Origin of the sequence: Anabaena sp. FACHB-1237 (assembly GCF_014696225.1) — a bacterium.
Lineage (GTDB): Bacteria > Cyanobacteriota > Cyanobacteriia > Cyanobacteriales > Nostocaceae > FACHB-1237.
In genome coordinates, this window is sequence record NZ_JACJPV010000037.1 from 13,463 (window position 1) to 37,294 (window position 23,832).

A 23,832-nucleotide genomic window follows, 5' to 3' on the forward strand; every position below is an offset into this window, starting at 1 on the left:
ACTTTTATTTTTTGTTATCTATTAACTCTGATCCCCGACTTCTTAAAGAAGTCGGGGATCTTGTTTTTGGAACAAAATTTAGTCCTTGGTGTCTTTATATCTAGCACAAATTTATTTTAATATTTGGTTTAACGTTTAATTCCATACTTAGACTATTTGTTTTTTTTGAATGTAGTAATTTTTGCATTAAATACTAAAGGTATAAAATAATATGATAACATTTAATATCAAGGATCATAGGAAATATAACATCCAATATAATCAATTACTAATATGTCTACTGCCAGTATTAGTCATAAATACTTTATTACATACTGCTACTGCGGCAGAAGTTCCTAGTTCTACTGTAAAAATTAATTCCTCTCTCAAAACAGATCCCATGATTTTCACTGGTAAATCTGGAGGAACAGTTAAAAGTGATTGTGGTTATATTTCCGATAAACCAAGTCAGGTGATCGAAGTTACACAAGATATCCGATATTTACGACTCAATGTAGAAACTCAAGGAAAACCTAATTTATTGGTTGTTGGACCAACATCACGGTTTTGTGTTCTCAGTGATGCGTACAGTAATAATCAAGCTCAACTATCTGGTTATTGGCCTATAGGTAAATATTCTGTGTATGTAGGTGAGTCATCTACTCAGCAATATCATTATACTCTTTCAATTTCTACAAGTAATAAATAGCAGTCAGAATACATAGTTTTCTCCCTACTCCCTACTCCCTTCACTCTACGCTCATTACTCATTTTTATTTGACACAACAATCAAAGCGATAAATTGCACTCCTAACATGATATTGGTTATTACAGTGATTTAATCTCTATCTATCAGTTCTCTAACATGATGCTTTGATAAACCTGTTAATCTCATAGACTGTAAATAACTCTATTAAGAGTAATTTACTATGTAATACTATGTAATTAACTTGTTTATATCAAAACACCATTAAATCTGAATATTGTAAAAAAATTTAATAAAAATCATGTGAGGACTGAGTGATGATTATTAATAATCAAATAAGTAGAGATTAAAAATCAATTACTGCTTTAGCTGTATTCAGCATGACAATTTTTAAGGGGAAGTATGTTGAAAAAATTAATTGGAGTTGTTGTAGCTAGTATTTTACTGACATTTCAAACGCTTGTCGGTAGTGCAACAGCAGTGGAACTAGATGAAGCTATTCGTACAGTTCCATTAAATGCCCAAGGAGACACCATTGTACTTAGTTTAAAGCAAGTCAAAGAAGGTAAAAGTTTATTCCAGTATGCTTGCGCTCAATGCCATGCAGGTGGAATAACTAAAACTAACCAAAACGTGGGTTTAGAGCCGGAAGCGTTGGCAAAAGCTACACCAAACCGTAATAATATTGAAGGGTTAGTAGACTACATGAAAAATCCTACTACCTATGATGGTGAAGAGGAAATTTCTGAGTTACATCCCAGCACTAAGAGTGCAGATATTTTCACTGAAATGAGAAATTTGACTGAAGATGATTTAGTAGCGATCGCTGGACATATTCTCCTACAACCAAAAGTAGTGGGGATTAAATGGGGTGGTGGTAAAATTTACTACTAATCCATGAGTATTCAGTAGGGTTTTTCGGCACAGAAAGCCTCTACTGAATTCCCAGTCCCGACTCCTAAGCTGTTATGCAGCTAAACTGTATAATCTGAATATTCTCAGGTCTTGTGGAACAGGCATAGATAGCCTGTTAACGTTATATAAGTTAAATGTACAACAACTTATGATTTACTAAAACTATAAATCTGTTGTGTTTGTAGGTTTAACCGTAATGATGAAGGTAAGATATCTCCAGTAAAATTCTGCCGATCTAGTTGTACTTGTAAATTATTTAAAGGATCATTACCACTAGCAATCAGAAAATCTAATTGTTGAATATATGGTAAATTTACCAACTGGTCCAAAATGTCACAGATAGCTTGTAAATAGGGATGATCATTCTGTTCATACCAATTAAACTCAGCAAGTTTAGGTTGATCAAATCCTAAATGCACTGTTAAAGACGGTTTATCAAATAGCGCAATTCCCAATGGACGCGCTTCCTCTTGTAACAGTAAATGGTGATTTTTCGCTAGTTGACGCAATTTCTCTAATCTTTCATAGCGTGTTGTGACTAGTTCTGGTTCATCTTGCCAGTGTAATGCTACTGTTACTAAATAGGTTTGTAGTAGTAAATGTCCTAGTTTTTTGGCTTTAGTCGCTAAGTAAGTGGAGTTATAATCATTAGATTCAATTAGCAAGGGTAAACGATCTACTACTTCTAAACCATAACCTTTTACTCCTGCTATTTTACGAGGATTGTTGGTAATTAAACGAATTTTTTCCACACCTAAATCCATTAACATTTGCGCTCCCATACCATAATCACGCAGGTCAGCAGGAAAGCCTAAACGTTCATTAGCTTCTACCGTGTCTAGACCCATGTCTTGTAATGAATAGGCTTTGAGTTTGTTTACTAGTCCTATACCTCTTCCTTCTTGACGTAAGTATACCACTATACCTTGCCCTGCTTTCTCAATCATTTTTAAGGCTGCTTTCAGTTGCATTCTACAGTCACAACGCAAAGAACCTAAAGCATCACCTGTTAAACATTCGGAATGCATTCTAACCATGACAGGTTGATCATGGAATTTAGTAGGATCTCCTTTAACGATAGCCACGTGTTCTGAGTTATCTAAGGTGTGACGATAACCATAAATTTGAAAGTTACCGAATTGGGTAGGAAGTTCTGCTACTGTTTCTCTAATAATTAAGCGATCGTTTTTTAAGCGGTAACTAATTAAGTCAGCAATGCTAATAATTTTTAGCTGATGATTTTTGGCATATTCTACTAATTGGTTTAATCTGGCCATTGAACCATCAGGATTTTGAATTTCACAAATCACTCCAGCAGGATATAACCCTGCTAATCTGGCTAAATCTACAGCAGCTTCTGTATGTCCAGCCCGTTTGAGGACACCACCCACTCTAGCACGGATAGGGAAAATATGCCCAGGACGGCGTAAGTCTTGGGGTTTTGTGGCTGGGTTTAGGGCTATTTGAATGGTACGAGCGCGATCTTCGGCGGAGATACCAGTGGTAACTCCTAGACTTGGTCCTGCGTCAATACTCACTGTGAAGGCGGTTTGATTGGTGTCGCTTAACGTGCTAACCATTAAAGGTAAATCCAATTCATCCAGGCGATCGCCTGTCATGGCTAAACAAATTAAACCTCTGGCTTCTACAGCCATAAAGTTAATCATATCAGGAGTGGCAAATTGAGCCGCACAAATCAAATCACCTTCATTTTCTCGGTTTTCATCATCTACTACCACAATCATCCGACCAGCTTTGAGATCGGCTAAAGCGGCATTAATAGAATCAAAATTAAAAGTTTGGTTATGTTTTTGGTTATGTTTAGGGTCTAACACAGAAGATTACCAGTTACAAACGTAAATTTTTTTAACAATTCTTATTGTAATCGGAGTCAGGAGTCAGAAGATCAGAGAATGAGAATATCTAGGATGTAATAGTATAGGTTATTACGCGCTTATTAGCAGGTGATAGTTGACCGATCAGATCCCCGACTTCTTCAAAAAGTCGGGGATCTTGTTTTTGACAACGTTATTTTATAGAATTAATTATAACCAATCTTCTAATTTTAATCCTGTAATTCTTGATAAGTCAGAGTCATGGGAAACTAGAGTTAAATAGATCATAAATGTAGTTAATCATTTGATCTTGATTTAACCTTTCTCGATATAGGCTGTTATTAAATATCATATTTTTAATAATTGCTGATATGTGTTGAAAGGAAGTTTGTTCTTGAATAGATGTGTGATTGATATTTATTAAATCTTCTTCTTAACCCAGGATTAGAATTAATAAACCTTGACATTTCATCATTATAACCAGCGACAATTACAACTAAACTATCTCGATAATCTTCCATTCTTTTTAATAAAATATCTATTGCTTCTTGTCCAAAATCTCTCTCTGCATTCTCTGGTGCTAATGTATATGCTTCATCAATAAATAACACTCCATCTAATGCTGATTTTATCACTTCATCTGTTTTTAAAGCTGTTTGTCCCATAAAACCTGCAACTAAACCTGATCTATCGGTTTCTATCACATGACCTTTTTTCAATATTCCTAATTCTTTGTATATTTGACCCATTAAACGTGCAACTGTGGTTTTACCAGTTCCCGGAGGACCACAAAAAACTGAATGTAATGAAAGAGAAATATTAGGTAAACCTTGTTCTTGACGCATTTTTTGTACTTTCAAGAAGTTGATTAAAGTATTAACCTCATTTTTAACATTTTCCATTCCTACCAAATGATTTAATTTACTAATTACATTATCTAAACCATGAGATTTAGAACTAGAATTACTCTGATGCTGCTGATTTCCAGAGATGTTTAATTCTCTTTTCATACGTTGTAGTTCAGCTTCAATTTCAGGATCTCGATAAGTCATAATTTTTACTGTTTTTTATTGTTTGGATGAAAATACATAATCAGTAAATTTAATTATACATCAAAACTTTGTATAATTGTCAACTATCTTGCTAAAAAATAACCCGTACCTCTACCCCATAAAAATCATCAAATATTGATAAATCAAAGATTTGCTATCTTGAGTACATAACTAATAAATATATAGTGAGAATATTGATCATCTGTTAAACTGCAAAAGATTGGATAATTGACAATTAATAAATAGAGATTAGGATATACAAATATTAGCTACTTTTAATGCTTATATTTTTTGATTTTCTGGATAAATTTATAAATAAAGTGCGTTAAATACTCAACATTTCCATCCTCTCAATGCAATTTTATCTGAATTTGACGCACCCGACAAAATAAATTCACAGGAACAAAAATCATGAAAAAATTAGCCAAATTTGCTACCATTGATGGTAACGAAGCGGTTGCCAGAGTAGCTTACAAATTAAACGAAGTAATCGCTATTTATCCCATTACACCATCTTCTAATATGGGAGAATGGGCTGATGCTTGGATGTCAGAAAATAAACCCAATTTATGGGGAACAATTCCCGATGTAACGCAAATGCAAAGTGAAGGAGGAGCGATCGCTGCTGTTCATGGAGCATTACAAACGGGAGCTTTAAGTACAACTTTTACTGCTTCCCAAGGGCTATTATTAATGATTCCCAATTTATACAAAATTGCGGGAGAATTAACTAGTTTTGTCCTTCATGTTTCCGCTCGTTCTTTAGCTACCCATGCGTTATCTATTTTCGGTGATCATAGTGATGTCATGGCTGCAAGAGCCACAGGTTTCGCTTTATTATGTTCGGCTTCTGTACAGGAAACCCATGATTTTGCTCTCATTGCTCACGCGGCAACTTTAATAGCAAGAGTGCCATTTATGCACTTTTTTGATGGATTTAGAACTTCCCATGAAGTGCAAAAAGTGGAATTATTATCTGATGAAATTTTACAGGAATTTATACCTTTAGAATTAATTTCTGCCCATCGTCAACGTTGTTTAACTCCAGATCATCCAGTATTACGAGGAACAGCACAAAATCCCGATGTTTATTTTCAATCCCGTGAAGGTGTAAATCCCTATTATAATGTTTGTGCTGATATTGTCCAAAATATTATGGATAAGTTTGGTAAACGCACAGGAAGACATTACAAATTATATGAATATTATGGTGTCCCCAATGCTGAAAGAGTGATTATTCTTATGGGTTCAGGTTGTGAAACTGTCCATGAAACTGTAGATTATTTGAACAATTTAGGCGAAAAAGTTGGGGTGATCAAAGTTAGATTATTCCGTCCTTTTGATATTGGTAGATTAGTAGAATCTTTACCCAATAGTGTTAAGGCGATCGCAGTTTTAGACAGAACTAAAGAACCAGGAAGCGCAGCAGAACCTCTATATTTAGATGTGGTGACAGCTATTCATGAAGGTTGGAAAAAAACCACATTTCCCAAAATTGTGGGAGGAAGATATGGTTTATCTTCTAAAGAATTTACTCCTGCAATGGTAAAAGCAGTGTTTGATAATTTGGCGAAAAATGCTCCAAAAAATCATTTCACTATTGGTATTAATGATGATGTAACTTTCACTTCCTTAGATTTTGATCCTAGTTTTTCCACAGAACCAGATCATGTAGTTCGAGCGATGTTTTATGGTTTAGGTTCTGATGGTACAGTGGGAGCAAACAAAAATTCTATCAAAATAATTGGCGAAGGTACAGAAAATAATGCTCAAGGTTATTTTGTGTACGATTCTAAAAAATCAGGTTCAATGACGGTTTCTCATTTACGTTTTGGTAAAAGTCAAATTCGCTCTACTTATTTAATTGATCAGGCGAATTTTATCGGTTGTCATCATTGGGGTTTTATTGAAAAAATTGACATTTTAAAAAATGCTGCTTCTAGAGCAACTTTTTTAATTAATACTCCTTATCCAGTGGATCAAGTTTGGCAACATTTACCACTAAAGGTACAAAAACAAATTCTCTCTAAGGACTTAAAACTTTATGCTATTAATGCTAGTCAAGTAGCTAAAAATAGCGGTATGGGTGGGAGAATTAATACTATTATGCAGGTCTGTTTCTTTGCTTTAGCAGGAGTATTACCCCAAGATCAAGCTATAGCAAAAATTAAACAAACAATTGAAAAGACCTACGGTAAAAAAGGTGTAGATGTTGTCAACATGAATTTAAAAGCTGTTGATAATACTTTGGAAAATCTCCATGAAGTAGTCATTCCTTTAGTGCAAAAAGGACAAAAAGATGATGGACAATTATCCACAGTTGCAGCTAATGGTAAACCTGACTTTGTACGGGATGTATTAGATAAAATTCTCCTTTGGGAAGGGGATAATTTACCTGTTAGTGCTTTACCCATAGATGGAACTTTTCCCACTGACACTGCAAAATGGGAAAAAAGAAATGTGGCTGAAGAAATTCCAGTTTGGGATGAAAATACCTGTGTACAATGTGGTAAATGTATAATGGTTTGTCCCCATGCCGCTATTCGTGGGAAGGTTTATGATGGCGAAAATTTAGCCAATGCACCAACTAATTTTAAATCTACAGATGCTAAGGATAAAAGTTTTGTAGATCAAAAATTCACCATTCAAGTAGCACCAGAAGACTGTACAGGTTGTGAAATTTGTGTGAGTGTATGTCCTGCTAAAAATAAAGCAGAACCCACCAAAAAAGCCATTAATATGAGTCCCCAGTTACCTATTAGGGAACAGGAAAAAGCTAATTGGGACTTCTTTTTAAGTTTACCAAATCCTGATCGTCGCCAGTTGAAATTAAATCAAATTAGACAGCAACAATTACAAGAACCATTGTTTGAATTTTCTGGTGCCTGTTCTGGATGTGGAGAAACTCCATATTTGAAATTGTTAACTCAATTATTTGGCGATCGCTCATTAATTGCTAATGCTACTGGTTGTTCTTCCATTTATGGTGGAAATTTACCCACTACTCCCTGGAGTCAAAACGCCGAAGGAAGAGGTCCAGCATGGTCTAATAGTTTATTTGAAGATAATGCTGAATTTGGTTTAGGTTATCGTTTATCTTTGGACAAACAAGCGCAATTTGCGGCAGAATTATTGCAACAATTAACTAGCGAAATTGGTGATAATTTAGTTAGTGAAATTCTCAATTGTCCACAAAATACAGAAGCCGATATTTGGGAACAAAGAGAAAGAATTGTAATTCTCAAACAGAAATTAAATGAAATTATCGTCACCAAAAATGATCCTCAACTCAAACCAAAAATCCAAAATCTCAAATCAATTGCTGACTATTTAGTTAAGAAAAGTGTCTGGATAGTTGGAGGAGATGGTTGGGCTTATGATATAGATTTTGCCGGAATAGATCACGTTTTAGCTAGTGGTAAAAATGTAAATATTCTGGTCATGGATACAGAAGTTTATTCTAACACTGGAGGACAATCTTCTAAAGCTACTCCTAAAGCTGCGGTGGCCAAATTTGCTGCTAGTGGAAAACCTGCACCTAAAAAAGATTTAGGATTAATGGCCATGACTTATGGTAATGTTTATGTTGCCAGTGTGGCTTTAGGTGCAAAAGATGAACACACATTAAAAGCATTTTTAGAAGCGGAGGCTTTTGATGGTCCATCATTAATAATTGCCTATAGTCATTGTATCGCTCATGGTATTAATATGACCACTGGTTTACAGCAGCAAAAGGCATTAGTTGACGCAGGAAGATGGTTATTATATCGTTATAACCCAGCATTACAAACCCAGGGTAAAAACCCCTTACAATTGGATATGAAAGCACCTTCTGAAACTGTGGAAAAATCCATGTATCAGGAAAACCGCTTTAAAATGTTGACCAAAAGTAAGCCAGAAATTGCTAAAAGTTTACTCGAACAAGCCCAAGCAGAAGTTAATGCTAGATGGGAAATGTACCAATATTTAGCTAATAAGTAAAGCACTGTGAGATACCCGACTTCTTAAAGAAGTCGGGTATCTTAATTTGATAAGACTTTTACTGTATCAAATTTCAACATTAATTTGTTCTATTTGTTTTGCCGCTTTATCCCACAATTTAGCTGTATGTTCATCTTTTTCATGTTCTCGCCAATATTGTGCTTGTTTGTGAGATATTCTTTCTAACATCTCTAACACGGTAGCTAATGATGATTCATTAACTATTTTTTCTACTATTTGATATTCTTGGCTCATAAATCATCTCTCCTTTAAACAATTTTGTATTAACCAAGCCAATATTATTATCTGATTATTGTTTGATTATTGTTTGATTATGGTTTAATTATTGCATATTTTGTACTCATATATAGTCATTATTTCCTAAAATGTTACTTATCTTTATAGTATAGATCCCCGACTTCTTTAAGAAGTCGGGGATCTGGGGGATATTTTAGTTATAATTTAGTTATAATTTAGTTATAATTTAGTTATAATTACGAGTCATTAAGCGGTTTAAAATCACTTTACGACCAGCAATAACTCTGACACGAATATAGTCAGGATCGCTACTTCGCCAAGTTACTTCATATTTTGTGCCATTATTATTCCAAGTATAAATTTGTCGTGCATTATTTCCCCCAGTAGTAGCCCCAGATAAGGTAATATTAGAATTACTGTTATAGCGACTTTCTCCATAGTAGAAATAGGAATTGTTACTAAAGTATGTTACTCAAGTATAAATTTACATTCCAATCTCCATCACTAAATGTCCCTTGGAGATAATTAAATCTTTGTGCTAGGGCAGGTTTGGTTATGGCAATATCAATAATTGCTGCTAGGGCGATCGCTTTATAATTCATCATGAAAACTCTTTATTTAGTCTTTTTTTAATGCCTAAATGTTACTTAAATTAAGTGACATTTAATTAAATAGTGTACCTCATGTAGATGGAATGTGATCTATAAGATCATTAATCCTAAAACCATAGCAAAAGTGAGACCTTTATGAACATTAATTGGATATTTTATCTTCATATTTTCACTATTCCTCACATCAATTAGTCCCATAAATTTAGAGAGATAGTTAGATATTAATATGAATATCTAACTATCTCTCTAATCAAGTTATTATTTCTTAGCAATGATCCAAACTGCATGAACAATACCAGGAATATAACCTAAAAAAGTCAAAAGTAAATTAATCCAAAAATCTTTACCAAAACCAACTTGCAAAAACACTCCTAAAGGTGGAATGAACACTGCTACAATAATTCTAATTAAGTCGCCCATTTGAGTTTCTCCTGTTGTTTTTCCACATTGCTATAGTTAACACCAATGCAGTATGTAACTATTCCTGAAATCATACGGTAAACCGTACTCTTTAGCCACCACTTATCTTAGCTTTGTAACCCAACTTAACTAAAATCTCTAATATCTTTTGTTTATGATCTCCCTGTATTTCAATTTCATTCTCTTTCACAGTTCCCCCCGCACCACATTGAGTTTTTAACTGTTTTAATAGTGCTGTTAGGGTTTCTGGTTTAGCTTGAAAACCTGTGATCACTGTGACTGTTTTTCCCTTCCTTCCTGAACGAGTTGCTTGTATTCTCACGTTTTGTTGGTTGGGAGGTAATTCTGGGGTTGGCCTTTCCAATGCTGCTGAATGATCATTACCAAATTCTTGGTAAATAAAACGTTTATCTGATTTAGGATTAGACATAGATCACTGAAGTTTGATGAATTGATTAATAAAAAATTAACATTTCTTTGGGTAACTTCTTAGTTTATTATAAGTAATAATTGAGCATTTAGTAAGATCAATATGTCAAATCTTACCTTCTTGGACTGATGCAGCAGTTTCCCATATTATGAGGTACAGATATTAATAATACAACCTTTGTAATCCAGGCAAGATACCTGCATTGTTAATTTGATAATAGGTTTGTTAAATATACAGCAGTTTCCGTTATTATGAGGTACAGATGTTAATGATAAAACCCTTGTAACACAGGCATCTTGCTGTGTTCATACTGTACCTCATGTAGATGGAATCTGCTGTAAATCATCAATTTTCAGTAATTTCAGTAATTTTCAATAAATCTAAACCTTGCATAAATATATCATCTATTGCTAACATTTCCCCATCTTGCGTCATAAATTTATGATCTCTGGTACTTCTAATTATTGAACCATCATCTAAAATATATTCATATATTTCCTGTTCTCCTCTATTATGCCATTGGGCAATTTTTTGAGTGTAAATTATCCCTTGATCATTAATTGTATACACACTACAATCAATTTGTTTTTCCACAATTTCACCAATATTTAAAAACCCATATTCCACTGTTAAAATTGCTGTTTCATAACTTAAACAATATTCCGCAAATTTCAACATATCCGCAAATAAATGTTCTGCTACTTGGGTTTTTACCCCATTTTTTGTTGCCCCATCAATAAATTTCTCCTGTTGTTTCTGCATTTCTGCAACTTTCTTTTTACCCATTGCGCGACGCAATAAGTCCGCTTGTCCTAAGGAATATCCTGCCATATCTTGAGCAATTTTCATAATTTGCTCTTGATAAACCATAATTCCATAGGTTTCATTTAAAATAGGTTGTAATATTTGACTGTCATATTCAATTTCTTCTCGCCCATGTTTCCGGTTAATAAATTTAGGAATTAATCCCGCATCTAATGGACCTGGCCGATATAATGCTAAAATGGAAGAAATATCTTCAATATTAGAAGGTTTTAAATCTTTAACTATTTGTTTCATGCCTGATGATTCTAATTGAAATATTCCCTCTAAATCTCCTGCTGCTAGTAGGGAGTATGCTTTACCCACATCCTTTGGTAATGTACTATGTTCTCCTTTTAATAATATTTTTTGGGCTTTTCTTTCTTGTCCTGTAATCTCATCAGGATCTACTTTATGTCCCTGATTTTGGGCTATTAAATCTATGGTTTTTTGAATTAAAGTTAAGTTTCTTAATCCTAAAAAGTCCATTTTTAATAAGCCTAATGATTCTAAATCTTCCATGAAATATTGGGTAATTACTGAACCATCATTATTTTTTTGTAGCGGTACTAATTCATCTAATGGTTCAGCAGAAATAACCACTCCCGCAGCATGAACTCCGAAGGTTTTATTTGTTCCTTCTATTCTCATGGCCATATCTATCCAGCGTCTTGTATTGGGATCTTGATCATATTTGTCTTTGAATTGTGGTTCTGGGGTTTCCTCAGAGATCATCACTTTTAATTTTGTCGGTTTTCCTCTGACTACAGGAATCATTTTAGCCATTTTGTCTGCTTCCCCATAAGGTATATCTAATACTCTAGCGACATCTTTTAATACTGCTTTGGATGTGAGTCTGTTAAATGTAATAATTTGCGCTACTCTATCTACACCATATTTATTAGTTACATATTCTATGACTTGATCTCTTTTTTCAATGCAAAAGTCTGTATCAATATCAGGCATTGATTTTCGTTCGGGATTTAAAAATCTCTCAAATAATAATCCATGATGTACGGGATCTATGTTAGTAATTCTCATGGCATAAGCTACTAATGATCCAGCGGCTGATCCTCTTCCTGGTCCTACGGGAATATTATTATCTCTGGCAAATTTGATATAATCCCACACTACTAAAAAGTAGGTGGAAAATCCCATTTGTTGAATCATTTTTAGTTCATATTCTAATCTTTCTTTATAAACTGGATCTACTTCGTTGCGAGTTTTGCGATTTAATCTTTCTAGTAATCCTTTCCAGGCTATTTCTTCGGCATAAGTATCAGGAGTATGACCAGAAGGTATGGGAGGAGTGGGAATTTTTGGCTCATCCATGATGTGATAAGGTTCTACTTTATCAGCTATTTCTTCTGTAGTGGCGATCGCTTTTTTTATAATTTCTTCTGGTAAATGATCTTTAAATAATAACTGCATTTCCTGTTCTGATTTGAGATATTCTGTACCACTATATCTCATGCGATTATCTTCACTAATTAACTTACCTGTTTGAATACACAGTAAAGCATCATGGGCTTCTACATCAAAACAGGAAATAAAATGAGAGTCATTAGTAGCAATAAATTTTATATCTAATTCTTGAGCAATTTTGACAATTTCCACATTTACAATTCTATCTTCTTGTGAACCATGATCTTGTATTTCTAAATAAAAATCTTCCCCAAATACATCTTTATACCATTTGGCAATTCTTCGCGCTATATCTGGTTTATTACTTAAAATTGCTTGGGGTATTTCTCCTCCTAAACAAGCACTGGTAACTATTAACCCTTCTCGATATTGTTTGAGTAAATCTTTATTAATACATGGTCGGGAAAATATACCTTTTCCTTGGACTCCTTTTAAATGAGAAATTGTCGTCAGTTTAACTAAATTTTTATAACCTTTGGTATTTTTTGCTAATACTACTTGATGATATTTAGGACGACGTTCTTGTTTATCAATTTCCCCATTAATCAGATACATTTCATTACCAATAATGGGTTTAATATTTTTAGTACGGCAAATTTTGATCAATTCTATTGCACCATACATCACTCCATGATCTGTCAGAGCGATCGCTTTCATTCCCAACTCAATGGCTTTATCTACTAACTCTGGTAACTGACTAGCACCATCAAGTAAACTGTAATCACTGTGAATATGTAAAGGTACAAAAGACATATCAGGATTTAGCAAAACAACAAATTATTAGATTAACAGTTTTTTGTCATCATGAGCAGAATTTATTTTTTAGGTGGGTATAGGTAATAAGCTATTACGCAGCTAAATCCAATAATCCTGATCTTGTCAAGTTCTGTGGTGCAGGCATCTTGTCTGCTAGAGTTATACAAATTAAATGCACAACAGCTTATTTATACTTATCCCACCTAGCGTTAATTTAAGTTTAATAAGTATTATTATTGCTGTGGTCCTTTAGCATCACATTCTTTATTCCAGCATCTTTCCAACAGTTGAATCCGCCAAATAATAGCAAAACGTTGGGGATTCCAGATAATTTTAGTATCATTGCTGAATAATGGCTGGTTTAAATATTGCCATAGCGGAAATTTAATTTTTATGTGTTTGGAAGTCATAGGAGGAGCAAGGTATTATCATAGCGTTTGCTGGGTAATTAGTCATTTCTTTTCATTACTGATACCCGTATATTTAATAGATTAAACTAGTATTTTGTACTTGTGTTGATTGTCATAGTAGAACTTCACAAAAAATTACCAAAAATTACCTTTTCTCAGGGACCAAAGAAAATATCATACAATTACACCTAACCACATTAACTTGTTTGTATAAACAGTGGCTATGCAATTGATTATGTTTACGGATAGCGAAGAAAGTTGACCACATAGCATGATAAACAATAGCATGATAAACATTTCTGATAATTTTCTATCTTAATTTTTCTGAATTTTGTAGCACTTACACAAGTGTTATAAGAAATGTTAGAAGATAAATATAATGTATTTAATGTTAGCAAATATAAATTATTATTAAATTTATTTATATCAAAATTTATGTAAACACATCAGAAATAGACAGATTGATAATACATAACCTACCATACAAATACTTCATCATAAAAATAATCTTTCTAAATTATCTTGCTCTTTTTGTAATAAAAGTATAATGCGATTATAATCACTACATAATGTAGCATGATCAAGAGAAATGATTTATGTTCCTAATTTCTTACTCCGAAACAGGATATACATCTGGTGAAAATTAGATGTGCGTTGTTTAAAACCATTGTAGAGATGTTCTATAGAACGTCTCTACATTAACTACCACCAGATATCTAATGTAGAGAGGTTCCATAAAATATCTCTACAAGACTTTTAAGTTACGCACATTTTACGCACATTTACAGCAGTTTTCAAATATTTAAACCACAAATAGACTCTTGTATTTCTAACATACTTTGTATTTCGTTTCCCTAATACGGGCGCGAAAAATGTGGTTCATTTACCTGAAAATAGCTGTAATATTCTCTTGCAACCAAGTTCTATCAACCAATGCAAGTATAAAAATTACTCGTCCACCATACCAATTAACAATTACCCAAAAACCCAACCCAAAATCACCTCATTAAAAATTTACCATTTGTGTTTTATCCAATCGTAAATTTCTAGATATTTGCTGCCAGGAATATTCCAAGAATAATCATACTGCATTCCCTGAATCGCTAATTTACTAAACTCTTCTGGCTGTTGATACCACAAATCAATAGCCCTACCCATTGCAGATTCTAACCCAGGATTATCCCGATCATAAAATACATAACCATTACGTTTTTCCAGTGGTAAATTTTGATCATAATCTCGATCAAAAACTGTATTTACTAATCCTCCCACTCCTCTAACAATAGGCACAGTACCATATTTTAAGCCAATCATTTGTGTTAAACCGCAAGGTTCATAATTACTAGGAACAACTATCATATCTGCTCCAGCGTAAATTAAATGGGATAATTCCTCATTAAAACCTAACTCTAAATGCACATCTGGATGATCATTTAAAAACTGTTTTTCATGTTGAAAATGGGCATTTATCCATGACTCTGTAGCTGAACCTAATAGAACAAATTGCGCTCCTTTATTTAGTCCATAATAAATGGCATGGTGAACTAAATGTACCCCTTTTTGATCATCTAAACGTCCAATATAAGCCACTATTGGTTTATCACTGTGGCCTAACATTAATCGTTCTCTTAACGCTTTTTTATTATATGCTTTTTGTTCAAAATCTCCCCAACTATAATGATAGGGGATATAACGATCAACTTGAGGATTCCAAAAATCGTAATCTATACCATTGAGAACCCCTGTAAATTTGTTTTGATGCAAATATAGCGTGTGTCCTAAACCGCAACCAACATCAGTATTTCTTGCTTCTATTGCATGGTTAGGAGAAACTGTGGTAACAGCATTAGCGTAGGTTATTCCTCCTTTCATGTAATTTAAAGCAAATGGGTTAAAGTTATCTTGTAGTTTATCAGGTTGGTAATAGTATGGTTCTCTATTTAAACCTGTTCCATGTAGTGCTTTGACTCCGCCTATACCTTGATGTTTAAAATTGTGGATGGTGTAACACACTCTTTGATATTCCATGCCATGATATTTATATATTTCATACAACATCACAGGAATTAACCCAGTTTGCCAATCATGACAATGGATAATATCAGGACGTTTATTACTCTGATTTAAAAATTCTAATGCTGCTTTGCTAAAAAAAGCAAAGCGCATATCGTCATCATCACAACCATAATAACAGCCACGATTAAAAAAGTTGTCTTGACTGTGGGGTTGAATAAAGAAACACACTCTACCATGTACCCAACCACAGTAAACTGAACAGTGAATTGCTGCTCCATACCAGGGTACCCATAAGTTGAGATAAGCGTCATGTAATCCCCAAATATGGTCATATCTCATACAATCATACATGGGTAAAATTAGTTCTACGCAGTTTCCTCGGTTCTCTAATTCCCTACTCAGTCCGTACACTACATCACCCAAACCCCCCGCTTTAATTACAGGAGCGCATTCTGAGGCAATCTGTACAATGTACATTACTATTCCTCTCTTTACAAATGTTAATGTTTCATATACATTACTACTGACACTCGGTACTGGCAACTATTTAATTATTTCAAAAAGCTCAAATGTGATGGTTTCTTGAGGAACCATGTCAGGGAATTGTGATATTTTATGATTAATTGGGGTTTGCACTAAAAAGTTTTGTCGTGGAGTCAGTAGGGTGCGTCAGATATTCTCAGTCTGTTGATTAATAAAATTTATGCAGTCTAACGCACCCTACGTATCTTCTGATTCTCCCTCGTCTGTTATAACACATCATGTTTTTTTATTTTTGTCAGGTAATTGGTGCGTTACGCTATCGCTAACGCACCCTACGTATCTTTTGGTTCTCCCTCGTCTGTTATAACACATCATGTTTTTTTATTTTTGTCAGTGCCTTATTTTTTCAAGGGTAATTGGTGCGTTACGCTATCGCTAACGCACCCTACATGGTACTAAAGTTTTGTTTTTCTGGATGTGCAGAATATCCATAGTACAGAGTGCAGGGTAAAAAAATTATTTATAATTAGTAATAACCATTTTGTACTATAAACTATGAAAGGAAGATCCCCGACTTATTTTTTTTATTTCAGAAGTCAGGGATAAAAGCACCAAGACAGAATGCTGACATTTTTTTATTTATAATAAACCTTTCTTTTTTAAGCTCGCTATAGCATCTTCAGCAGCAGCTTTTTCTGCCTCTTTTTTACTCTTACCTTTACCTTCTCCGTATTCTTTACTATCAACTAAAACTTTAGCAATAAATTGTGGTGCGTGGGATGGTCCTCCTATTTGTTCGGTGACATATTTGGGAGTGGTTGGACCAATTTCTTTTTGTACCCATTCCTGAAAACGATTTTTTGAATCTACATTAGAACGAATTTCTACAATATTTTCTGATACAGAATCAAATAATGGTTCAAGAATGACTTTCAGTGGTTCAACATTATAATTACTATCTAAATAATAAGCCGCAACGACTGCCTCAAATGTGCTACTTAATAAATTAGGATTTTGAAAACCACCATCTCTAATTGTTCCTTTTCCTAATCGCATTCTAAAGTCTAAACCAACTTCTAAGGCAAATTTAGCTAATTGTTTTTCTTCTACTAATGCTGCACGTCTACGCGTTAATTCATCTTCTCCTTTATCGGGATAATGACTATATAAATATTCTCCACAAAGGAAGTTTAAAATAGCATCTCCTAGAAATTCTAAACGTTCATTGTGTTCTGTTTCTTGGGGGTTTTCATTGACATAAGAACGATGGGTTAATGCTTGACGTAGGAGTTTTTCGTTATGAAATATTAGAAGTTGGTGCATTGTGATTGATTGATTTGTTGATGTTTGAGTGAGATTTTTTAGTTAATAAGCTGTTGTGCAGCTAAATTTGATCATCCTTATTTTATCAAAGATGGTAATTTATCTATCTTACCTGCAACAATTGTGAAAGCAAGTATCAGAGTTAAACTTTGTACAGTTTACTAACTATATACAACAATTTTATTTTTCGCATTAACTTGATTTTTATGATGGGAATTATAGTAAAAATTCTTCCAGTTTACACTTCCCTGAATCTTCGCAAATTGAAGTAATAAATCAAATTTAGTTAAATTAGGAGTACCAAAATCAGATATAGTTTTAGCTTTTCATGAACCTTTAGTCACACAATATACAGGTTTTGCCACTGATTAGTTTCACAGTAAAATAACCTGATTTCCAATGTTTATCTAATGTTTATCTATGTCAAATTATGGACAAAATTATTATGTTCTTGACTTGCTAAACCCTGCTGTAAAACAGTTAATACTGTTCCTAAATCTCCTGCTAATAATGCTGATTTTGCTAACCATAAACCAGGAAAAACCTGAGAAAAAATTATATTATTTTGGTTTGCTTCAAGTTGAATATATTCCCCTTCTTGTAAGCTAAACCAATCAAATTGACAATCATAAACTCGCCATATTAAATATTCTTGTACTCCATTGCGACGATAAACTTTAAGTTTTTCATGCAAATCATAAGAAGCAGTAGAAGCAGCAATTTCCACAATTAATTCTGGTGATCCTTCTACATAATCATTTTCATTAATATAGGAATTTCCACCTTTTTCAATTCTTAATAAAGCATCTGGTTGTGGTTCGTTATCAGCATCCAAACGCACTGTAGTATTATCAGCTAAACCTATACCCGGTGTATTGGCTGTATAAACTCCTAACCAGGTTATGACGTAAGCATGAGGTTCGCCATGACTTTTGATTCTTAATGGTGATGCCACGTAAACAACTCCTTCGATTAATTCAGCTTTTTTGAGATGCGGCATGGCATGGTAACGACGCTCAAATTCAGTACGAGTGAGTTTGTCACCGTTTTCTAAGGGAAGAATTGTTAAAACTGGAGAAATTGCAGCAGTTGAGATCATAATTTTCTCCCATATCTCGACTATTTTTAACTAATCATATTCTAGCAAAAGAACGATTGTTGTACTTAATTTGTACTTAATTCTCAATACCCAACATCTTGAAGAAGTTGGGTATTTTAATTTTTCCAGTTCTTAAAGTGTATTAATATCAATTCCTTTAGCTTGCAATTTTGCTAACAATTCTTGATATTTTTGACTTTCTTGTTCTGCACGTTGTTTTTCTTGTTCTGCACGTTCACTTTCTTGTTCTGCACGTTGTTTTTCTTGTTCCGCACGTTGTTTTTCTTGTTCCGCACGTTCACTTTCTTGTGTCATTTGTTGATGTAATTCTATAGATGTGAGAAATTTTCGACCATCAGGATAGTAGATTTTTAATTCATCTTCTAAATTATCTCCTGGTAATTCAAAACGGATACCTAAACGTGGACTTACCCAATTATTCATTTCTTCAATTGATGCTAACCACTCATCTTTTCTGATTAAACCTATTAACTCAATATTATCTGGATCATAAATATAATATTCTTCTACTCCATACCTTTGATAAAATAGCATTTTTTTAGCCATTTCTTTAGTCCTATTTCCTGGAGATAGAATTTCAAAGACTACCTGGGGACCAATATTATTTTCTACCCATTGTTTATAAGAACCACGATCTCCTTTAGGTCTACCAAATACAATCATTACGTCCGGGGCTTGACAGGTTTTTACGCTTCCCTCTACAGGATACCACAGTAAATCACCAGCAATAAATATATTATTATCTGATGCAAATAATATTTCTAAATTTTCTTTAATTTTGACTATCCATTGATATTGTTTAGTATTATCTGCCATTGGTTTTCCATCACTATCAGGGTAGATGATTTCTGGTTTTTTTTCTGGTATAAGTTGTTGTACCATATCTGTATCTCCAATTCTTTGACAGTGGCACTAATGAAAGTACTAATATTAACTATTAATAACTATCATAATTATATGATCTTTTAAGTCCAGATCCCCGACTTCTTAAAGAAGTCGGGGATCTTTTTAAGGATGTTTTTATTCAAACTTACCAGTCCACTGGTAAACCTAATTTTTCCAATGTCATATTATCTTGCAAAAGTGTTGTCAGATTACTATCTATGTTAATTTTACCACCTGTTAAAACTAGACCCCGTTCTGTGACTTTTCCTAACCAATGTAGATCATGGGATGCTATTAAGATCACTTGTACTGATAATTGGAGTAATATTTGCGCTAGTTGCTTTCTCCATAAAGGATCTAATCCCGTTGTTGGTTCATCTAAGACTAAAATTGTCGGTTCTAGTGCTAGAATAGATGCTAACGCTGCTAATCGTCTTTGTCCGCCTGATAGCTCGTGGGCTGAACGGTGGGCATATTGTTCTAGTCCAAACTCCGCTAATAACTGCTCTGCTTTATCCTTAGCTACTATGGGAGAAATGCCATAGTTACGCGGTCCAAAGGTAATATCTTCTAAAATTGTCGGCATAAATAGTTGATCATTGGCATCTTGAAAGCTAAAACCTATTTGTTTTCTAATGTGTGGTAAGGTTTTTGGTGTTAATGTGACACCATTAATCTTTATTTTGCCGCTTTGGGGTTGTTTAAGTCCCATTAAATTCTCTAGCAGTGTACTTTTACCTGAACCAGTTGCGCCCATTAAAGCTACACGATCGCCCACATTGAGTTTTAAGTTAATATGATCTAATACAGGCGGCTGCTGAGGATAAGCATACACCAGATTTTCTACCTCCACTATGGCTGTATGCTTGTCAGTAGTATAAATTTGGGGATTAGAAGTTAAAGATGTCAAAATTCACCACTCACATATAAATTATTTATGGTTGGGGAATAACTACAAGTAAGAACTATAAGTAATACAAGTAGCGATCATTCCCACTATTACTAGGGTAAAACGTTCTTGAGGTTTGAGGGGAGAATCTAAGGGTAATTTTCCATGATAACCACGAGTGATCATCGCCGCATAAACTCGTTCTGCTCGATCTAGAGTCCGCAGATACAATGCACCGATCATCGCCGAACTAGTATAACGTAACCATTCTCTTGGACCATTTAACCCTCTTAATTGGGCGCTACGCTGCATTTTTGCCACTTCAGCCAGTAATATTTCTAAATATTGTCCTGCTAAAATCAGGTTTTCTTGTAATTCTTGGGGTAAAGGTAAATGTTTTAAAGCGATCGCAAAACTATGGGGAGTTAATGTTAATAAAAAACTGTTCATAATGATTAAACAAATCACAGAACGAACTAACAAAAAACTCGCTCTTTCCCATCCTAAAGGTAAAGCAATTAAAGAGAGAAAAATTAATTCTGAACCCAACAAACCGCCCAACTTAGTAATAGGAACTTGTAATAAATAAGCCCAAAAAATAGCGATCGCACCATAAACAATTAAATTTTCCCACGCATAATATTTTAATAACGCTGTACCAATCACCAGGATGAGAGATATATTCAACTTCACAGGTAAGGAAAGATTAAACATTATTAGTTTTCACAATCTTAGTAATACCAAAAGCCACACCAAAACATAAACCAGATCCCAACAAACCAGCAATACTTGTTCCTATCTGTCCTAAACCTTGAATTTCGTAATCTGCTAAAGGAGTAGGAACTGCAATTCTCACATCTTCTGCTAATTTGATAAAACCCATATTTTCTGCTACCCTTTCTAAACCATCAGGCCAAGCAGAAGCAAACAAAGATAATACTCCAGCCACCAAAAAAATGCTCACAACTGGTACTAACCAACCTTGAAATTTTTGTGTTTCTCCTGGTAATAAATCCGGCCTAGCCATAATTAAATAAGTCAGAATCCCACCAGTAATTAAACCTTCACCAATACCTATTAAAATATGTACCCCCGTCATTGTTGGTAATACTACTGTAATTGGTGCTGTACCAGATAAACCTAACTCAATGGCGCAGGCTATAGCCGCTACCACCACACTAAACCCTGCCGCAATACCCCCCACTAAGGGCAACCTTTTTGCAGCCCCTCCTAGCAATTTTTCCAGGGTTTGCGTTAATATCCAACCTACCCACACACCAATCACAGCCATATTGAAAATATTTGTACCTAAAGCTGTAATTCCACCATCAGCAAATAATACAGCCTGAATAATTAACACCGTAGCAATACAGAGCATACCCGCCCAAGGACTACCTAAAATTATAGCAGCTAAAGTACCACCCAAAAGATGTCCACTTGTACCACCAGCAACGGGAAAATTAACCATTTGGGCAGCAAAAATAAACGCTGTAGTTAATCCTAAAATTGGACCCCGACGAATACCGAAAGCTGTTTGCGATCGCTTCATAGCCACAAATAAAGCCGTCATACTAGCTAAAGTTGTTACACCCGCTACGGGTACAGACACGAATCCATCTGGTATGTGCATAAAAATCCCCGTTTTCCTGTTTTCTTTATATTAATTTAATCAAGATAATTGCTATATTCTCTTATGTATAGGATGCCTTATTTTTCACTGTTTTGGTTATAAATTTGTCAATAGTTATTATAAGAAATAATATGGATTTTATACTTATTTTTTGAATTATTAATAATTATTAATATTTATGAAGTTTAGTAAAAGTAGTCAGTTATTAGCTATTAGTTATTAGTTGATAATAGGAATTTAATGATGATCAAAATACAACAACATTAAAATGAAATGAAAAGTTTAAAGCTGACTACTGACTCCTCAAAGTTAGTATTCAACTCTGATATTTGACAAATAATGAATATTTTGATACAGTAACCGTGAAAGCTGAAAGCTGACGAATGATAGCTGATAGCTCACTGTAAAAATCAAAAAGTAAAAAAATATATGGTTGGTATAGCAATAATTGGTACAGGTTTTGGTCAAAAAGTTCACATTCCTGCATTTCAAGCCCATCATAATACAGAAATTATCGCCATTTATCATCGAGACATTCACAAAGCACAAACCATAGCCAAAAATCATGATATTCCCCATGCTAGTGATAACTTAGCCGAAATTCTGCAACTACCAAAAGTAGAAGCTGTGAGTATTTCCACTCCACCATTTTTACATTATCAAATGGCCAAACAAGTCTTAGCAGCAGGAAAACATCTTTTATTAGAAAAACCCGTTACTTTAAACGCCCAAGAAGCAAAAGAACTATATCAAATAGCTAAAGATAAAAACGTTATTGCTACCGTAGACTTTGAATTTAGATTTGTACCAGCATGGCAATATTTCCATCATTTGGTAACAAGCAAATTATCAGAATATATCGGCAATATTAGATTAATTAAAATTGACTGGTTAGGTTCATCTCGCGCTGATAAATCTCGTCCTTGGAATTGGTATTCAAGTCAAGAAAAAGGAGGAGGAGCATTAGGTTCATTAGGTTCACACACTTTTGATTATATTAATTGGTTATTTGGCAAAGTAACTAAATTAAATGCCCATTTAATTACCGCAATTCCTGAAAGAATCAACCCAGAAACTGGAAAATTACAAACAGTAGAAACTGATGATACTTGTATGTTATCTCTCATATTAGAAAATAACATACCCTGTCAAATTACCATTAGTTCTGTAGTTTATGCCGAAACAACACATTGTATCGAAATTTATGGAGATAAAGGAACATTAATCTTAGCTAGTAAAAATCAAAAAGACTATATTCATGGTTTTCAAATTTGGGGATGTGAAAAAGGACAGCCTTTACAAGAAATCACAATTCCTGCACATTTTACATTTCCCAAACATTATGAAGATGGCCGTATTTGTGCTTTTTTGAGAGTGGTTGATGAATGGGTAACAGGAATTAACCATCATCAACAAATTACCCCATCTTTAAAGGAAGGAGTTTATTCTCAATTATTAATGGACTTATCCTATCAATCTCATCAATTAGGAAATTGGGTAAATGTTCCAATGTTTGATATGTCATTTATAAGAAAATAATCAGAAAATAGGTAGGGTCCGTCAGATATGATAAGTCTGTTGATTGATAGAACTTATGGAGTCTGACGCACCATGATGTAATTATTACTGCTACTATAAATCATCCCTATATTTTTCTTATCTATGAGTGTCACAAGAGTATTTTGTGTATAATAGTCCCACCAATTTACCTCCGGTATTGTACTTTTTCGGAACACCCTTGTCAAGAGTAATGGCTAAAATAACCAAAATTCGTTAGTTTTAGGACTTACGCATTGACAGAATAAAAAAATAGTGCATTGATAAATAAGGGTCGTCTAGTAATCGGTATGGGAGAATGAGAGAAATTACTAAACTCTCGACAGCACAATGCAACATAGACATCTACA

Annotated in this window: 19 protein-coding genes and 1 pseudogene; 5 read left to right on the forward strand and 15 right to left on the reverse strand. The window is 34.0% G+C overall.

The features are described 5' to 3' along the window. Positions 1–211: 211 nt before the first annotated feature. Together H6F32_RS15855 and psbV are read left to right on the forward strand one after the other, a co-directional pair. On the forward strand, positions 212–688 hold the full coding sequence (locus tag H6F32_RS15855) for a hypothetical protein (protein ID WP_199294599.1): 477 nt from the start codon (positions 212–214) through the stop codon (positions 686–688). A 399-nt stretch (positions 689–1,087) separates the two neighbouring features. Beyond that, the gene (gene psbV, locus H6F32_RS15860; protein ID WP_190370277.1) at positions 1,088–1,579 is read left to right on the forward strand and encodes a photosystem II cytochrome c-550; all 492 of its coding nucleotides are present in this window, start codon (positions 1,088–1,090) and stop codon (positions 1,577–1,579) included. 167 nt (positions 1,580–1,746) lie between these two features. Here psbV and ribBA read toward each other — a convergent pair whose 3' ends face one another. Beyond that, the gene (gene ribBA, locus H6F32_RS15865; protein ID WP_190370278.1) at positions 1,747–3,435 is read right to left on the reverse strand and encodes a bifunctional 3,4-dihydroxy-2-butanone-4-phosphate synthase/GTP cyclohydrolase II; all 1,689 of its coding nucleotides are present in this window, start codon (positions 3,433–3,435) and stop codon (positions 1,747–1,749) included. A 356-nt stretch (positions 3,436–3,791) separates the two neighbouring features. Then, positions 3,792–4,487: an AAA family ATPase gene (locus H6F32_RS15870; RefSeq protein WP_190370279.1), complete on the reverse strand. Its 696-nt coding sequence runs from the start codon at positions 4,485–4,487 to the stop codon at positions 3,792–3,794. Positions 4,488–4,898: 411 nt separating this feature from the next. On the opposite strand from H6F32_RS15870, the gene nifJ reads away from it, so the two are divergent. Further along, on the forward strand, positions 4,899–8,468 hold the full coding sequence (nifJ, locus tag H6F32_RS15875; RefSeq protein ID WP_190370280.1) for a pyruvate:ferredoxin (flavodoxin) oxidoreductase: 3,570 nt from the start codon (positions 4,899–4,901) through the stop codon (positions 8,466–8,468). Positions 8,469–8,534: 66 nt separating this feature from the next. Here nifJ and H6F32_RS15880 read toward each other — a convergent pair whose 3' ends face one another. The 8 genes from H6F32_RS15880 to rnc form a co-directional block, all read right to left on the reverse strand. Continuing rightward, complete coding sequence (locus H6F32_RS15880) at positions 8,535–8,723, reverse strand: hypothetical protein (RefSeq protein ID WP_190370281.1); 189 nt, start codon at positions 8,721–8,723, stop codon at positions 8,535–8,537. Positions 8,724–9,184: 461 nt separating this feature from the next. Next, positions 9,185–9,331, reverse strand: a complete 147-nt coding sequence (locus H6F32_RS20645) for a hypothetical protein (protein ID WP_242031156.1) — start codon at positions 9,329–9,331, stop codon at positions 9,185–9,187. A gap of 264 nt (positions 9,332–9,595) precedes the next feature. Beyond that, positions 9,596–9,757 (reverse strand): YqaE/Pmp3 family membrane protein, encoded by a 162-nt coding sequence (locus tag H6F32_RS15890; RefSeq protein ID WP_190370282.1) that lies wholly within the window; start codon positions 9,755–9,757, stop codon positions 9,596–9,598. A gap of 91 nt (positions 9,758–9,848) precedes the next feature. Next, positions 9,849–10,187, reverse strand: a complete 339-nt coding sequence (locus H6F32_RS15895; RefSeq protein WP_190370283.1) for a translation initiation factor — start codon at positions 10,185–10,187, stop codon at positions 9,849–9,851. Between the two features lie 345 nt (positions 10,188–10,532). Continuing rightward, positions 10,533–13,166: a DNA polymerase III subunit alpha gene (locus tag H6F32_RS15900; RefSeq protein ID WP_190370284.1), complete on the reverse strand. Its 2,634-nt coding sequence runs from the start codon at positions 13,164–13,166 to the stop codon at positions 10,533–10,535. 236 nt (positions 13,167–13,402) lie between these two features. Beyond that, positions 13,403–13,579, reverse strand: coding sequence for a hypothetical protein (locus H6F32_RS15905; RefSeq protein ID WP_190370285.1), 177 nt, complete (start codon positions 13,577–13,579; stop codon positions 13,403–13,405). Between the two features lie 1,014 nt (positions 13,580–14,593). Beyond that, positions 14,594–16,072 (reverse strand): glycogen synthase GlgA, encoded by a 1,479-nt coding sequence (gene glgA / locus H6F32_RS15910; RefSeq protein ID WP_190370286.1) that lies wholly within the window; start codon positions 16,070–16,072, stop codon positions 14,594–14,596. Positions 16,073–16,717: 645 nt separating this feature from the next. Next, the gene (gene rnc, locus H6F32_RS15915) at positions 16,718–17,401 is read right to left on the reverse strand and encodes a ribonuclease III (RefSeq protein WP_190370287.1); all 684 of its coding nucleotides are present in this window, start codon (positions 17,399–17,401) and stop codon (positions 16,718–16,720) included. 276 nt (positions 17,402–17,677) lie between these two features. Here rnc and H6F32_RS15920 point away from each other — a divergent pair. After that, a pseudogene (locus tag H6F32_RS15920) lies at positions 17,678–17,773 on the forward strand (element excision factor XisI family protein); the annotation flags it as partial. 46 nt (positions 17,774–17,819) lie between these two features. Here H6F32_RS15920 and H6F32_RS15925 read toward each other — a convergent pair. The 5 genes from H6F32_RS15925 to H6F32_RS15945 all read right to left on the reverse strand — a co-directional run bounded on the left by H6F32_RS15925 (position 17,820) and on the right by H6F32_RS15945 (position 21,925). Then, positions 17,820–18,500, reverse strand: coding sequence for a Uma2 family endonuclease (locus tag H6F32_RS15925; protein WP_190370288.1), 681 nt, complete (start codon positions 18,498–18,500; stop codon positions 17,820–17,822). Positions 18,501–18,632: 132 nt separating this feature from the next. Next, the gene (locus tag H6F32_RS15930; protein WP_190370289.1) at positions 18,633–19,403 is read right to left on the reverse strand and encodes a Uma2 family endonuclease; all 771 of its coding nucleotides are present in this window, start codon (positions 19,401–19,403) and stop codon (positions 18,633–18,635) included. Positions 19,404–19,551: 148 nt separating this feature from the next. Next, positions 19,552–20,316, reverse strand: a complete 765-nt coding sequence (locus H6F32_RS15935; protein ID WP_190370290.1) for an energy-coupling factor ABC transporter ATP-binding protein — start codon at positions 20,314–20,316, stop codon at positions 19,552–19,554. Positions 20,317–20,358: 42 nt separating this feature from the next. Next, positions 20,359–21,009, reverse strand: coding sequence for an energy-coupling factor transporter transmembrane protein EcfT (locus H6F32_RS15940; RefSeq protein WP_190370291.1), 651 nt, complete (start codon positions 21,007–21,009; stop codon positions 20,359–20,361). Further along, complete coding sequence (locus H6F32_RS15945; protein ID WP_190370292.1) at positions 21,002–21,925, reverse strand: energy-coupling factor ABC transporter permease; 924 nt, start codon at positions 21,923–21,925, stop codon at positions 21,002–21,004. The genes H6F32_RS15940 and H6F32_RS15945 overlap by 8 nt, the downstream gene beginning before the upstream one ends. Positions 21,926–22,354: 429 nt before the next feature. On the opposite strand from H6F32_RS15945, the gene H6F32_RS15950 reads away from it, so the two are divergent. Beyond that, complete coding sequence (locus tag H6F32_RS15950) at positions 22,355–23,464, forward strand: Gfo/Idh/MocA family protein (protein ID WP_190370293.1); 1,110 nt, start codon at positions 22,355–22,357, stop codon at positions 23,462–23,464. The last annotated feature ends 368 nt before the right edge of the window (positions 23,465–23,832 follow it).

What these genes read in the sequence shown, in the direction of transcription:
- H6F32_RS15890 (WP_190370282.1), bottom strand. Translation starts at nt 9,757, where the DNA reads ATGGGCGACTTAATTAGAATTATTGTAGCAGTGTTCATTCCACCTTTA.
- glgA (WP_190370286.1), bottom strand. Translation starts at nt 16,072, where the DNA reads ATGTACATTGTACAGATTGCCTCAGAATGCGCTCCTGTAATTAAAGCG.
- H6F32_RS15925 (WP_190370288.1), bottom strand. Translation starts at nt 18,500, where the DNA reads ATGATCTCAACTGCTGCAATTTCTCCAGTTTTAACAATTCTTCCCTTA.
- H6F32_RS15870 (WP_190370279.1), bottom strand. Translation starts at nt 4,487, where the DNA reads ATGACTTATCGAGATCCTGAAATTGAAGCTGAACTACAACGTATGAAA.
- psbV (WP_190370277.1), top strand. Translation starts at nt 1,088, where the DNA reads ATGTTGAAAAAATTAATTGGAGTTGTTGTAGCTAGTATTTTACTGACA.
- H6F32_RS15900 (WP_190370284.1), bottom strand. Translation starts at nt 13,166, where the DNA reads ATGTCTTTTGTACCTTTACATATTCACAGTGATTACAGTTTACTTGAT.
- nifJ (WP_190370280.1), top strand. Translation starts at nt 4,899, where the DNA reads ATGAAAAAATTAGCCAAATTTGCTACCATTGATGGTAACGAAGCGGTT.
- H6F32_RS15940 (WP_190370291.1), bottom strand. Translation starts at nt 21,009, where the DNA reads ATGTTTAATCTTTCCTTACCTGTGAAGTTGAATATATCTCTCATCCTG.
- rnc (WP_190370287.1), bottom strand. Translation starts at nt 17,401, where the DNA reads ATGCACCAACTTCTAATATTTCATAACGAAAAACTCCTACGTCAAGCA.
- H6F32_RS15945 (WP_190370292.1), bottom strand. Translation starts at nt 21,925, where the DNA reads ATGCACATACCAGATGGATTCGTGTCTGTACCCGTAGCGGGTGTAACA.
- H6F32_RS15905 (WP_190370285.1), bottom strand. Translation starts at nt 13,579, where the DNA reads ATGACTTCCAAACACATAAAAATTAAATTTCCGCTATGGCAATATTTA.
- H6F32_RS15930 (WP_190370289.1), bottom strand. Translation starts at nt 19,403, where the DNA reads ATGGTACAACAACTTATACCAGAAAAAAAACCAGAAATCATCTACCCT.
- H6F32_RS15895 (WP_190370283.1), bottom strand. Translation starts at nt 10,187, where the DNA reads ATGTCTAATCCTAAATCAGATAAACGTTTTATTTACCAAGAATTTGGT.
- H6F32_RS15855 (WP_199294599.1), top strand. Translation starts at nt 212, where the DNA reads ATGATAACATTTAATATCAAGGATCATAGGAAATATAACATCCAATAT.
- H6F32_RS15950 (WP_190370293.1), top strand. Translation starts at nt 22,355, where the DNA reads ATGGTTGGTATAGCAATAATTGGTACAGGTTTTGGTCAAAAAGTTCAC.
- H6F32_RS15880 (WP_190370281.1), bottom strand. Translation starts at nt 8,723, where the DNA reads ATGAGCCAAGAATATCAAATAGTAGAAAAAATAGTTAATGAATCATCA.
- H6F32_RS20645 (WP_242031156.1), bottom strand. Translation starts at nt 9,331, where the DNA reads ATGATGAATTATAAAGCGATCGCCCTAGCAGCAATTATTGATATTGCC.